This window comes from Pseudomonas protegens (assembly GCF_013407925.2).
Classification (GTDB): Bacteria; Pseudomonadota; Gammaproteobacteria; order Pseudomonadales; family Pseudomonadaceae; genus Aquipseudomonas; species Aquipseudomonas fluorescens_AP.
The window spans coordinates 3,481,481-3,494,434 of record NZ_CP060201.1 but is presented as its reverse complement, the minus strand read 5'-3'; the positions used below and the strand labels follow the sequence as shown (position 1 = coordinate 3,494,434).

Annotated in this window: 13 protein-coding genes; 5 read left to right on the top strand and 8 right to left on the bottom strand. The window is 64.3% G+C overall.

Annotated elements, in window-relative coordinates; genetic code table 11:
- Positions 1-897 (top strand): tyrosine recombinase XerC, encoded by an 897-nt coding sequence (xerC, locus tag GGI48_RS16105; RefSeq protein WP_060841686.1) that lies wholly within the window; start codon positions 1-3, stop codon positions 895-897.
- On the top strand, positions 897-1,601 hold the full coding sequence (locus GGI48_RS16100) for an HAD family hydrolase (RefSeq protein WP_179599131.1): 705 nt from the start codon (positions 897-899) through the stop codon (positions 1,599-1,601). The genes xerC and GGI48_RS16100 overlap by 1 nt, the downstream gene beginning before the upstream one ends.
- Positions 1,602-1,728: 127 nt before the next feature.
- On the opposite strand, the gene sutA is transcribed toward GGI48_RS16100, so the two are convergent.
- The 4 genes from sutA to glnK form a co-directional block, all read right to left on the bottom strand.
- On the bottom strand, positions 1,729-2,052 hold the full coding sequence (gene sutA, locus GGI48_RS16095) for a transcriptional regulator SutA (protein ID WP_016965454.1): 324 nt from the start codon (positions 2,050-2,052) through the stop codon (positions 1,729-1,731).
- A 102-nt stretch (positions 2,053-2,154) separates the two neighbouring features.
- Positions 2,155-2,580, bottom strand: coding sequence for a secondary thiamine-phosphate synthase enzyme YjbQ (locus GGI48_RS16090; RefSeq protein ID WP_047306598.1), 426 nt, complete (start codon positions 2,578-2,580; stop codon positions 2,155-2,157).
- Between the two features lie 209 nt (positions 2,581-2,789).
- Entirely contained in the window at positions 2,790-4,127 is a 1,338-nt protein-coding gene (locus tag GGI48_RS16085) for an ammonium transporter (RefSeq protein WP_047306599.1), read from the bottom strand.
- Positions 4,128-4,160: 33 nt separating this feature from the next.
- Positions 4,161-4,499 carry a P-II family nitrogen regulator gene (gene glnK / locus GGI48_RS16080; RefSeq protein ID WP_002555808.1) on the bottom strand — a complete coding sequence of 113 codons (339 nt, stop codon included), beginning with the start codon at positions 4,497-4,499 and terminating at the stop codon, positions 4,161-4,163.
- 416 nt (positions 4,500-4,915) lie between these two features.
- Between glnK and GGI48_RS16075 the strand changes: the two genes are divergently transcribed.
- Entirely contained in the window at positions 4,916-5,176 is a 261-nt protein-coding gene (locus GGI48_RS16075) for an accessory factor UbiK family protein (protein ID WP_016965457.1), read from the top strand.
- Between the two features lie 189 nt (positions 5,177-5,365).
- Complete coding sequence (locus tag GGI48_RS16070) at positions 5,366-6,859, top strand: YifB family Mg chelatase-like AAA ATPase (protein ID WP_047306600.1); 1,494 nt, start codon at positions 5,366-5,368, stop codon at positions 6,857-6,859.
- 4 nt (positions 6,860-6,863) lie between these two features.
- Here the strand turns inward: GGI48_RS16070 and GGI48_RS16065 are convergent, their stop codons facing one another.
- The gene (locus tag GGI48_RS16065) at positions 6,864-8,078 is read right to left on the bottom strand and encodes an aldose 1-epimerase family protein (protein WP_179599129.1); all 1,215 of its coding nucleotides are present in this window, start codon (positions 8,076-8,078) and stop codon (positions 6,864-6,866) included.
- Positions 8,079-8,189: 111 nt separating this feature from the next.
- The gene (locus GGI48_RS16060; RefSeq protein ID WP_179599127.1) at positions 8,190-8,768 is read right to left on the bottom strand and encodes a TetR/AcrR family transcriptional regulator; all 579 of its coding nucleotides are present in this window, start codon (positions 8,766-8,768) and stop codon (positions 8,190-8,192) included.
- Between the two features lie 26 nt (positions 8,769-8,794).
- Here GGI48_RS16060 and GGI48_RS16055 point away from each other — a divergent pair, with 26 nt between their 5' ends.
- Entirely contained in the window at positions 8,795-9,808 is a 1,014-nt protein-coding gene (locus tag GGI48_RS16055; protein WP_016967110.1) for an ABC transporter six-transmembrane domain-containing protein, read from the top strand.
- Between the two features lie 26 nt (positions 9,809-9,834).
- Here GGI48_RS16055 and GGI48_RS16050 read toward each other — a convergent pair whose 3' ends face one another.
- Both GGI48_RS16050 and GGI48_RS16045 read right to left on the bottom strand, forming a co-directional pair.
- Positions 9,835-11,811 (bottom strand): methyl-accepting chemotaxis protein, encoded by a 1,977-nt coding sequence (locus GGI48_RS16050; RefSeq protein WP_179599125.1) that lies wholly within the window; start codon positions 11,809-11,811, stop codon positions 9,835-9,837.
- Positions 11,812-12,004: 193 nt separating this feature from the next.
- Positions 12,005-12,925, bottom strand: coding sequence for a LysR substrate-binding domain-containing protein (locus GGI48_RS16045; protein ID WP_179599123.1), 921 nt, complete (start codon positions 12,923-12,925; stop codon positions 12,005-12,007).
- Between the last annotated feature and the right edge of the window lie 29 nt (positions 12,926-12,954).

The window sequence follows — 12,954 nt, the reverse complement described above, 5'->3', positions numbered from 1 at the left end:
ATGCAGCAGCAACTGGATGCCTACTGCGCGCACCTGCGCAGTGAGCGCCAGGTGTCGCCGCATACCCTGCAGGCCTATCGACGCGATCTCGACAAAGTGCTGGGGTTCTGCGAGAAACAGCAGGTCCGCAGCTGGACCGACCTGGATGTCCAGGGACTGCGCAGCATGATCGCCCGCCTGCACCAGCAGGGTCAGTCGTCCCGCAGCCTGGCACGCCTGCTGTCCGCGGTGCGCGGGCTCTATCACTATCTGAACCGCGAAGGGCTGTGCGATCACGACCCGGCCAACGGCCTGGCGCCGCCCAAGGGCGAACGCCGCCTGCCCAAGACCCTGGACACCGATCGCGCCCTGCAATTGCTCGATGGCGCAGTGGAAGATGACTTCCTGGCCCATCGCGACCAGGCCATCCTGGAGCTGTTCTACTCCTGCGGGCTGCGTCTCTCCGAACTGACCAGCCTGAACCTCGAGCAACTGGATCTGGCGGACGGGCTGGTGCAGGTCCTGGGCAAGGGCAGCAAGACCCGCGTGCTGCCCGTGGGCAAAAAGGCCCGGGAAGCCCTGGCCCTGTGGCTGCCGCTGCGCGCCTTGAGCAACCCGCCGGACGGCGCCCTGTTCGTCAGCCAAAAGGGCCGGCGCCTGGGGCCGCGCGCCATCCAGCTACGGGTCAAGGCCGCCGGCGAGCGCGAGCTGGGGCAAAACCTGCATCCGCACATGCTGCGTCATTCCTTTGCCAGCCACCTGCTGGAATCGTCCCAGGACCTGCGCGCCGTGCAGGAGCTGCTGGGGCACTCGGACATCAAGACCACACAGATCTACACCCACCTGGACTTCCAGCACCTGGCAGCGGTCTACGACAGCGCCCACCCTCGGGCCAAACGCAACAAAGGCGGTGAGTAATGACCATCAAACTGATCACCTTCGACCTTGACGACACCCTCTGGGACACCGCCCCGGTGATCGTCAGCGCCGAGGCCACCCTGCGCCAGTGGCTGACCGAGCATGCACCGAATCTCGGCGGCGTGCCGGTGGAGCATCTGTGGAGCATTCGCGAACGCGTGCTGCTCGAACAACCGCACCTCAAGTACCGAATCAGCGCCCTGCGCCGCCAGGTGCTGTTCCATGCCCTGCAAGAGGCCGGGTACGAGCACAGCCAAGCCAGCCAGCTGGCCGATCAGAGCTTCGAAGTATTCCTCCATGCGCGGCATCAGCTGGAAATCTTTCCCGAGGTACTGCCGACCCTGGAAGCCCTGGCCAATCACTTCGCCCTGGGGGTGGTCACCAACGGCAATGCCGACGTGCGCCGCCTGGGCCTGGCGGACTATTTCAAGTTCGCCCTGTGCGCCGAGGACATCGGGGTGGCCAAGCCGGATGCCAGGCTGTTCCATGAAGCCCTGCAACGCGGTGGCGCAACGGCCGATACCGCCGTGCATATCGGCGATCATCCCGGCGACGACATCGCCGGCGCCCAGCAGGCGGGCCTGCGGGCGATCTGGTTCAATCCCAACGGCAAGACCTGGGAAGCCGAGCGCGCGCCAGACGCCGAGATCCGCAGCCTGATTGAACTGCCCGGGCTGCTTGCCCGCTGGCATCGCGGCGCCTGAACCGGCGCTTTCGCGAGCAAGCTCGCTCCTCCAGCAAGCGCCGGCGCTCGGGGGCCGTTTCCGAGACGAGCGCCCATGAAAAAGCCCGCAGCGACGGCGGGCTTTTTCAGCAAGCAAGTAGCGAGGCTCAGATAGGCCGGCTGCCGTACTTGTTATCAGGCTTCTTGGGCGGATCGGCGACCACATTGGCCTCGACTTCCTGCACTTTACCGCCACGGGCCAGGAACTCTTCCATGGCACGCGCCAGTGCATCACGCTCCTTGTTCTTGGCTTCGACGCTTGGCAGCTCGTCTACCGAGACGGCAGCCTTGGCCTTGCCTTTGGCGGTCGGGGCAGGAACATCACTGCCATCGTCTTCCACCACATCGTCGGCGGCCGCTTCAAGACCTTCTTCGGTATCGTCTTCGTCACCTACTTCGAGGTCGTCGTTTTCCAGATCATCGTCGCTCATGTTCTACCTCATGACTTGCGAAAAGCAGATTAGTTATAGCCCAGCTGCGCCGACTGTCGAAGGCCGCCGGAAAAAAATCAACGTCCACTGATACTCAGCGGCTTATGCCCCATCACCCTGCAGGGTGGCAAGGACTTTGCGAGCACCGCCATGATCGCGATGCTCGCCCAGATAAACACCTTGCCAGGTGCCTAGCGCCAAGCGCCCCGCCGCTACCGGCAAAGTCAGCTGACAGCCTAGCAAACTGGCCTTGAAGTGCGCCGGAAGGTCGTCTTCGCCTTCGTCGTTATGTTCGTACCCGGCCATGCCTTGAGGCACCAGGGTGTTGAAGAAACGCTCGAAGTCACGCCGGACCGCCGGATCGGCGTTCTCGTTGATGGTCAACGAGGCCGAGGTATGTTGCAGCCACAAATGCAGCAGACCAACCCGACACGCCCTCAACTCGGGCAGGCCGGCGAGCAACTCGTCCGTCACCAGGTGAAAGCCCCGGGGCCTGGCCCGCAGGGTAATCAGGGTCTGCTGCCACATACCGATCTCCACGCTTCGGCGCGCATTCTAGCGCGCTCAGTGAAAAAACAAAGCGCCGAATAATCCTGCTTTAGTGTAAGCATTTGTCCTGCTGGAAATCGCCACGGCAAACACGCCAATGCTTGTCAGAAAATCCTTTCAGCCTTTTTCAATGACAAACGTCAGGCAAAAAAATGCCCGGCCGGAGCCGGGCTTTTTTCCCCACGCGATTACAGGTTGTAACCACGCTCGTTGTGTTGTGCCAGGTCGAGGCCGACCGCCTCTTCTTCCTCGGTGACACGCAGCCCCATGACCGCATCCAGGACCTTGAGGATGATGAAGGTCACGATCGCGGTGTAGATCACCGTGAAGCCGACGCCCTTGGCCTGGATCCAGACCTGTGCCGCGATATCGGTGACGGTGCCGAAGCCGCCCAGGGACGGTGCGGCGAACACGCCAGTGAGGATCGCTCCGAGAATACCGCCGATGCCGTGAACGCCGAAGGCATCCAGGGAGTCGTCATAACCCAGCTTGCGCTTGAGGCTGGTGGCGCAGAAGAAGCACACCACACCGGCCGCCAGGCCAATGATCAGGGCGCCCATCGGGCCCACGGTGCCGGCAGCCGGAGTGATGGCGACCAGGCCGGCCACCACGCCCGAAGCGATGCCCAGCGCGCTTGGCTTGCCGTGGGTCATCCACTCGGCAAACATCCAGCCCAGGGCGGCGGCAGCGGTGGCGATCTGCGTGACCAGCATGGCCATGCCGGCGGTGCCGTTGGCGGCAGCCGCGGAACCGGCGTTGAAACCGAACCAACCGACCCACAGCATGGCCGCGCCCATCAGGGTGTAGCCCAGGTTGTGCGGCGCCATCGGCGTGGTGGGGAAGCCTTTACGCTTGCCCAGCACCAGACAGGCCACCAGGCCCGCGATACCGGCGTTGATGTGGACCACGGTGCCGCCGGCGAAGTCCAGCACGCCCCAGTCGCCCAGCAAAGAACCCGGACCGCTCCAGACCATGTGCGCGATTGGTGCGTACACCAGGGTGAACCAGACGCCCATGAAGATCAGCATCGCGGAGAACTTCATCCGCTCGGCGAAGGCACCGACGATCAGCGCCGGCGTGATGATGGCGAAGGTCATCTGGAAGGTGACGAACACCGCCTCAGGGAACAACGCCGTCGGGCCGGTCAGGCTGGCCGGAGTGATACCCGCCAGGAAGGCCTTGGACAAGCCGCCCACGAAGGAATTGAGATTGACGACGCCAGCTTCCATCCCGGTGGTATCGAACGCCATGCTGTAGCCATAGATGAACCACAGGACAGTGACCAGACCGGTGATGGCGAAGCACTGCATCATCACGGAAAGAATGTTTTTCGAACGCACCATGCCGCCGTAGAACAGCGCCAGCCCGGGAATGGTCATGAACAGCACCAGGGCCGTGGAGGTCAGCATCCACGCGGTGTCGCCGGAATTGAGCACTGGAGGGGGCACTGGATCTGCCGCCAAGGCCAGGCCAGGCATTACGAGGGACAACAGGGCTCCTAGCCCCGCGAATTTACGCAGAGTCATATTGTTTTCTCCTGGGGCGTTGGGTTTGGCGGCTTAGATGGCGTCGGTATCGGTTTCGCCGGTACGGATGCGAATAGCCTGTTCCAGATTGACCACGAAGATCTTGCCGTCACCGATCTTGCCGGTGTTGGCGGCCTTGGTTATCGCTTCGATAACCCGGTCAAGATCCTTGTCGTCAATGGCGACATCGATCTTCACCTTGGGCAGAAAATCCACCACGTACTCCGCACCGCGATACAGCTCGGTGTGACCCTTCTGCCGGCCGAAGCCTTTGACCTCAGTAACGGTAATGCCCTGCACGCCGATTTCGGACAGCGACTCGCGCACGTCGTCCAACTTGAACGGCTTGATGATGGCAGTGACTAGCTTCATGAAACTCTCTCCCGAATTGGTGGACTTGCCCCAGGAAAACAAACCCGACTCAAGTCTAAGCGCAGTGCCTGGCTTTGTAACGCACCGTCGGCCTTCCTCAGCCCGACCGACGCCAGCTAACCGCTGTCTGACGAAACACTCCCCGCGCAGGCTGCCGCACTGCATTCGTCACAGCGACTGCTTCAGTGCATGGGTCACTAGGGTCTAAGCAGAAAGCTTGCCAGCTCGGGAAAAATCAGTGATTTCAGTCCTTTGCCCGACGCTGACGGCGAATGGCTGAAAACCAGGCCCGGGATACGCACAAAAACAGTGCGTCGGCGCCCGGCCGGATGCGCAAAAAACGTGCAACCCAGGCTCGCCTGGAGCGTTGCTGCTGCGTGATACACTGCGGGCCGACTGCAATTCAGGACTCTCCCATGCTCGCGCCCAAAGACCTTCTCGATGCCCTGAGCGGCCACGCTTCGCGTTTGCTCAGCGGTGACACGCCCCTGCCCCGCAACGAAATCGAAAGCCAGTTCAAGGCCCTGCTGCAAAGCGGCTTCAGCAAGCTCGACCTGGTCAGCCGGGAAGAATTCGACAGCCAGATGGTGGTCCTGGCCCGCACCCGCGCACGCCTGGAAAGCCTCGAAGCCAAAGTGGCGGAGCTGGAAGCGCGGCTGAATCCGGCGCAAGACTGAGCTGAACAACTGATTCGCCGGCAAGCCGGCTCCTGAAGCCCCGTGCCGCAGGAGCCGACCGGCCAGCCAAGGCCGCAGCTTCGGCGACATATCCTGTGCCCATTGCGGCGCCTCTCCCGTCACCCCCCTCATCTATCCTTGCAGCAGCGCCGCAGGAAGCGGTTGCGCCGTCTCAAGGAAGAACTCCCCATGTCCCTGGCGATCATCCACAGCCGCGCCCAGGTCGGCGTGCAGGCACCGGCGGTCAGTGTTGAAGTGCACCTGGCCAATGGCCTGCCAAGCCTGACCCTGGTGGGCCTGCCGGAAGCCGCGGTCAAGGAAAGCAAGGACCGGGTGCGCAGCGCCATTCTCAATGCAGGGTTCAATTTCCCAGCGCGACGCATCACCCTCAACCTGGCCCCGGCGGACCTGCCCAAGGACGGCGGGCGCTTCGACCTGGCCATCGCCCTGGGCATCCTCGCCGCCAGTGTGCAGGTGCCGGCGCTGGCCCTGGACAACATCGAATGCCTGGGGGAACTGGCGCTGTCCGGGGCTGTACGCGCGGTGCGCGGCGTGCTCCCTGCCGCACTGGCGGCACGCGACGCCGGGCGCACCCTGCTGGTGCCCCGCGCCAATGCCGAAGAAGCCTGCCTGGCCAGCGGCCTGGAGGTGATCGCCATCGAGCATCTGCTGGAAGCCGTGGCCCATTTCAACGGCCACGCGCCGATAGCGCCTTATGTCAGCGACGGCCTGACACAAAGCCACGCCGCCTACCCCGATCTTCGCGAAGTGCAGGGCCAGCTCGCCGCCAAGCGCGCCTTGCTGATTGCCGCGGCCGGCGCCCACAACCTACTGTTCAGCGGCCCGCCAGGCACCGGCAAGACCCTGCTGGCCAGCCGCCTGCCCGGCCTGCTGCCCCCCTTGCAGGAAGACGAGGCCCTGGAAGTGGCGGCGATTCAATCGGTGACCAGCCACACGCCGCTGCGCCACTGGCCGCAACGACCATTTCGCCAGCCTCACCATTCGGCTTCGGGGGCGGCGCTGGTCGGCGGTGGCTCCAAACCCCAACCCGGGGAAATCACCCTGGCCCATCACGGCGTGCTGTTTCTCGATGAGCTGCCGGAATTCGATCGCAAGGTTCTGGAGGTCCTGCGCGAGCCCATGGAATCCGGGCAGATCGTCATCTCCCGGGCCCGCGACCGGGTGCAGTTCCCGGCCCGCTTCCAACTGGTCGCGGCGATGAACCCGTGCCCCTGTGGCTATCTTGGCGACCCCAGCGGACGCTGCCGGTGCACGCCGGAACAGATCCAGCGCTATCGCAACAAGCTGTCCGGCCCGCTGCTCGATCGCATCGACCTGCACCTGACCGTGGCCCGCGAAGCCACCGCCCTCAACCCCGAGCCACAACCAGGCGACAACAGCGCCGCAGCCACCGCCAAAGTCGCTCGGGCGCGCCAGCTGCAAGGCCAGCGCCAGGGCTGCGCCAATGCCTTTCTCGACCTGCCCGGCCTGCGCCGCCATTGCCAGTTATCCACCGCCGATGCGCACTGGCTGGAAGCGGCCTGCGAACGCTTGAACCTGTCGTTGCGCGCCGCTCACCGCCTGCTCAAGGTGGCCAGGACCCTGGCCGATCTGGAGCAGGCCGCGAGCATCAGCCGCGACCACCTGGCCGAGGCGCTGCACTATCGTCCCGGCGCCGATTGAAGGCTTACTCCTTGGACAGATCCACCAGCGGCGTTGGCCGCACTTCGGTCTGACGCCCTTGCTGGATCTGACTGACACGATTCAAGGCGTTGTCCACCGCGACCTTGTCCGCCAACAGGCTGTAGCGGATCTGAAACTCCCGCTGCTCCTTGGGACCAATCGTCGGCACCAGATTCAGCGGACGTTGATAACGACGGTTGTAGGAAAAACTGGTGCCCGGCTCCAAGCCGGTCACATAGCCCTGACCCTGGGTGTCGGTGTTTTTCCACAGCGAGAACACCGGCAACTGCCGGGTGTTGAAGCCCAGGGACACCCCGAGGCTACCCGCCTTGTTGTGCAGCACCGCCAGGGTCTGGCCCTGGGCATCGGCATAAGGCACCACGTTGTACACGGTTTCGTCATAGTCTCGGGTCGGGCCGCGATAGGTCTGCCAATCCCCCAGATCGGCCTTGGCCTTGTCGTTGAACGGCGACACCTGCTTCACTGGCGCGGCAAATTTTGCCCCCTGCTCAAGGAATGGCGTGCTGAAGTTGCTGTGGTACAGCGCCTGGTATTCCTTCGCATAATCGCCGTTGTTGGTCAGGCGATCGTTGAGGGTAAAGCTGGTGCTGCCCGGCTCGGTGACCAGCTCGGTGGCCACGCTGAAGTCGACCTTCTTGAACGCCTGCTCCTTGAGCTCGCCCCGCAGATGAATCGCATAGGGCGGCTGTTCGTCGATGTGCAGGGTGACCTTGCTGGCCGGAATGTTCGCGGCGCGGCCGTGCAGGGTCAGCAACTCGCCGTTGTCCATGCCCGGGTGCCCGACCCACTCGTAACCGCAGCGCGTCACCAGCTCGTTGAAGCCCTCCAGCCAGCCCAGGCCACCGCGGCCGTTGAGTTCGATAAACGCTGGATTGACCACTTCCTTGACCGGCGAATCCCACCCCAGGCGCACGTCGCCCACCGAGGCCTGCAGCACATTCATGCCTCGGGTCGGCACCAGCGAAAGCTTCATCTGGCCATTGTCGATATCGACGATGCTGACCCCTTCCTGACGACCGCCATGCAAGGTGCGCAAGGTCACGGAAAAGGGTTGCGCGGTCTTCAGCCCCAGCTGCTCGCTGGTGATGTGCAGGTTTTCAGCGGCCTTGTCGGTGTCGAGCAGTACATAGTCCCAGGCCATGGCGTGGGAGGCGGCGGTCAGCGCGCCGAGGGTGACCAGCAGTTTGAGGGATGTCATGGAAGGGATGCCTTTATTGGAGTTGTGCGGTTTTTATAGCGCTGAAGAATCGTTTCAGCAAGCTGCAAATACCCGATTGCGCGCACAAATCCATCCCCTCGGTTTTCCCCTTCAGCCCTCGAACCCCAGCAGCAGGCCCGCCACTTCCATGACTTCCTGCAACGCTGCCCGGGCCGACTCGGGGGACGCTCGCAGCAGCAGGTCATCGGCGTAACCCATGGTCTGAGCAAACAACTGCCGGGCCGCGCGCTGGGGGCTGGCGCAGCGAAACACCCCGGCCTCGACGCCATCGGCAATGATGCTTGCCAGCATTGCCTGCCACTGGCCGTTGATCCTCAGGTAGGTTTCGGCCAGTTCGGCGTCGTGCATGGCTTCGTCCCAGGCATCGAGCCATAACGCCCAGCCGTCTTCGGCACAATCGGGCAGGCAGTCACGGATAAAGCCTTGCAAGGCGTCCATCGGCGCGGCACCGCGCAGGGGCCCGCCCACCGCCTCCAATTGCTCATTGGCGAAATGCACGAAGGCTTCGCGGCGCAACTCTTTCCAATCACTGAAGTAGTGATAGACGTGGCTGCGGGACAGGCCGGCATGCTCGGCCAGGTCCCGGGTGGAAACCTCGGCGAAACCCTTGCTGCGAAATAATTCCAGGGCGGCCTGGATGATCTGGTCTTTACGGTCGTTACGCGACATGGGCAATCGGGCCTCTTGGCGCCGGGATGGACGGCGCTTGCATTTTGAGCGATCGCTCAAAGATAATTGAGCAGTCGCTCAATACTAACCCCAATCATTCTTGTGGTGCACTCATGCCCGCCGTCAGCCCACTCACCGTCGTGGATCCAACGCAGAAAATCGGCCAACAGTCCGCCGGCCAGACCCTCAAGGCCATAGCCAGGGCCTACCCGGGCAAGCTGTTCGGCACCTTGTCCCTGGTGGCCCTGGAGAACGCCCTGCTGCTGGCCTATCCGCTGTTCGCCGGCTTCGCCGTGGACTCGATCCTGCGCGGCGACGCCGCCCATGCGCTGATCTACGCCCTGGTGGTGCTGGGTTTCTGGGTGGTAGGGGCGGCACGGCGGGCGGTCGACACCCGCACATTCACCCGCATCTACGCCGACCTTGCGGTGCCGGTGATCCTCAACCAGCGCCTGCAACAACAAGACACGTCCACCGCCGCGGCGCGGGTAGTGCTGGCCCGGGAATTCGTCGATTTCTTCGAAAAGCACGTGCCGACCATCGCCACGGCCCTGGTGTCGATCGTCGGGGCGGCGGTGATGCTGCTGGTGATCGAACCCTGGATCGGCCTCGCCTGCCTCACGGCGCTGTTGCTGTGCGTGACCCTGCTGCCGCGTTTTGCCCGGCGTAACCAGCAACTGCACGAACGCCTGAACGACCGGCTGGAAAAGGAAATCGGCCTGGTGGCCAAGGTCGGCGCCGTCTCGCTACAGCGCCACTATCGCCTGCTGTCGCGGCTGCGCATCGGCCTCTCGGACCGGGAAGCGGCAGCCTATCTGTTCCTTGGCGCGGTGGCGGCGCTGCTGTTCGTCATCGCCATCAGCCAGCTGGCGCTGGCGCCCGAGGTCAAGGCCGGCCACGTGTATGCGGTGATGACTTACCTGTGGACCTTCGTCAGCAGCGTCGATGAGGCGCCCACCATGGTCGACCAGCTGGCGCGCCTGCGGGATATCGGCAAGCGCGTCGATCCGGGCCTGGCTGAGTCGACCGCGCCTCACTGAGCCTCGCGGCCGTCGACTGGGCCGGATCAGCGGAAGCGGTCGACTTCCCGGCGCAAGTCCGCGGCCAGGGTTTCCAGCTCACGGGCGGTGAGTGCCAGGTTGGACACCACTTCACGCTGCTCGCTGTTGGCCTGGGCAATGCTCTGCAGATTGCTGCTGAGCACCGTGGCGGTGCTGCTCTGTTCCTGAGTCGCGGTGGTGATGGCGGCGAACTGCTCGCCGGCGCTGCGGCTCTGCTCGTCGATCAGGGCCAGGGCCGAGGCGACGTTGGCGTTGCGCGACAAGCCTTCCTGCATCAAGCGGTTGCCCTGCTCCATGGTTTCGATGGCGTTGCCGGTTTCCTGCTGGATGCTGTTGATCATCTGCGAGATTTCATCGGTGGCCTCGCGGGTGCGCGACGCCAGGTTGCGCACCTCATCGGCGACCACGGCAAACCCGCGCCCCTGCTCGCCGGCACGCGCGGCCTCGATGGCGGCGTTGAGGGCCAGCAGGTTGGTCTGATCGGCAATCGCGGTGATCACCCCGACAATCCCGCCAATCTCCTGGGAACGCTGGCCCAGGGTATTGATCACCGTGGCCGTGCTGTTGAGGGCCCCGGCAATCTGCTCCAGGGACGCCGATGCCTGTTCCATGGACTCGCGGCCGATGTGGGTCTGCTGGGCGTTGTCCTGGGCCAGACGCTGGGTGCTGCCCATGTTGTCGGCAATATTCAGCGAAGTGGCGCTGAACTCCTCCACCGCCCCGGCCATGCTGGTGATCTCGCCGGACTGTTGCTCCATCCCTTCATAGGCGCCGCTGGACAGGCCTGACAAGGCCTGGGCGCGGCCATTGACCTCGGCGGCGGAACGGCGAATGTGCTCGACCATGGTCGACAGGGCTTCGCCCATCTGGTTGAAACTGCGGGCCAGCTGGCCGATTTCGTCATGGCTGGAGACATTCAGCCGCGCGCTCAGGTCGCCGCCGCCCAGGGCCTGGGCCTGGCGCACCAGATCGCCCAAGGGCGCCAGCTTGCTGCGCAGCAGCCAGACCGTGGCCCCCACCGCCAGCAGCATCGCCAGCAGGCTGCCGATCACCAGGCGAATCCCCACGCTCCAGGTCACCGCGCGGATCTCCGCCTTGGGCATGCTGGCCACCACCGACCAGGGGCCGCCCTCGAACGGCACCGCCAGGCTGTAGAAGTCCTCGCCCTGGTCACTCCAGAAACGCCCCTTGCCCGGTTCCTTGGCGGCCGCCGCCATGATCTGCGCCGCCGGCTCCAGCGCCTGCACGCCGGCCGGTGGCACCAGCCACTTGTTCTGCTCATCAAGCAAGGCCAGGGAGCCGCTCTGGCCAATGCGGAAACGCTTGAGATTGGCGAACTGGGCATTCTGCGCATCGGTGTAGTCGAAACCGACGAACAGCACGGCGATGACCTTGCCGTCGCGAGCCAAGACCGGGGTGTACTGGGTCATGTAGAAGCGTTCGAAGAGCACGGCGCGGCCGACATAACCCTGGCCCGCCATGAGCTTCTGGTAGGCCGGGTGGCCATGGTCGAGCAAGGTGCCGATGGCCCGGCTGCCGTCCTGCTTGCTCAAGGAGGTGCTGACCCGGATGAAATCGTCGCCGCTGCGCACGAACAGGGTCGCCACCCCGGCGGTCATCTGCTTGAACTCGTCCACTTCCTCGAAGTTGTTGTTCAGCACCACGTCCCCCAGGTGCAGGCCCGGGGTCTGCACTCCGGCCACATTCACCGGCTGCTCGGGATGCAGACTCAGGCCGCTGCTGAAACGGTTTTCGAACAGGCCACTGAGGCGCTGGGTGCTCTCGCGCAGGCTGCCGTGGAAGGTGTTGAGCTGGTCCGCCAACAACCGCGCCTCGCTGGCCAGGTGTTCTTCCCGGGTATCGAGGTTCGCCGAGTCCAGGGAGCGCAGGGCAAACAGGGTGCTGCCACTGATGACCAGGGCAAGTATCAGGGCGAGGGCAAGCCCTAGCTGGGAGGCTATGCGGGCACGGGGTTGGGACATGATGGCTCCTTGCCGAGAAGGCGGATCATCCTGATTGGTCAGCACGCTCGGCGGTAATAATTCTAGGATTTTTAGTAATTTAGGACCTTCCTGAACGCTGGTTCCATAACCCATGGATTCGGCGGCGCCCGCAAATACTTGAGCGCCTTGCAAGGATATCCGCGCGCGCCCGCCGGCCGGGCACTGCATCGTTTCAGCCGAAGCGCTCTACCTCGGGCAGTTGCATGGCCTGGACCTCGCCCTGGAGAAAATCGCTGAGGCGCCGCAACCGTTCCCCTCCGGGCCGGGTCTTGGGCCAGACCAGGTAGTAGTTCAGGCCACTGGCCACCGCTGTCGGCCAGGGCAGGCTCAGGCGGCCCTGGGCCACATCTTCGGCCACCATCAGCAAATCGCCCATGGATACGCCATACCCCCGCGCCGCCGCGATCATCCCCAGTTCCAGGGTGTCGAACACCTGCCCGCCCTTGAGCGATACCTGGTCGGTCAGGCCCATATGCTCCAGCCAGCTGCGCCAGTCACGGCGGTCCGGGGTGGGGTGCAAGAGTTCGGTGGCGGCCAGCCGCGCCACGTCCCAGGGCTGGTCGTTGAGCAGGTTCGGCGCCCCCACCGGGATCAGCAGCTCGGGGAACAGGTAGCTGGCTTCCCAGTCCGGAGGAAAGTGGCCATTGCTCAGCAGCACCGCGCAGTCGAAGGGCTCCTGGTTGAAATCCACCGAATCCACGTCCATCCAGGCACTGGTGAGCTGTACCTCATTGCCCGGCTGCAGGTGGCGAAAGCGGCTGAGGCGCGCCAGCAACCAGCGCATGGTCAGGGTCGAGGGCGCCTTCATGCGCAGGATGCCGTCTTCGGCCCGCAGGGTATTGCAGGCCCGCTCCAGCGCGCCGAAACCTTCGCGAATGCCCGGCAACAGCAGGCGCGCCGCCTCGGTCAGTTGCAGGTTGCGCCCGCTGCGCTGGAACAGTCGGCAGGCGAAGTGTTCCTCCAGGGTGCGGATATGCCGGCTGACGGCGCTCTGGGTAATCGACAGTTCTTCGGCGGCACGGGTGAACGAGCTGTGGCGGGCCGCCGCTTCAAAGGCGCGCAGGGCATACAGGGGAGGCAGACGACGAGACATGGATGGACTCCGGACAACACCAGGGCGCC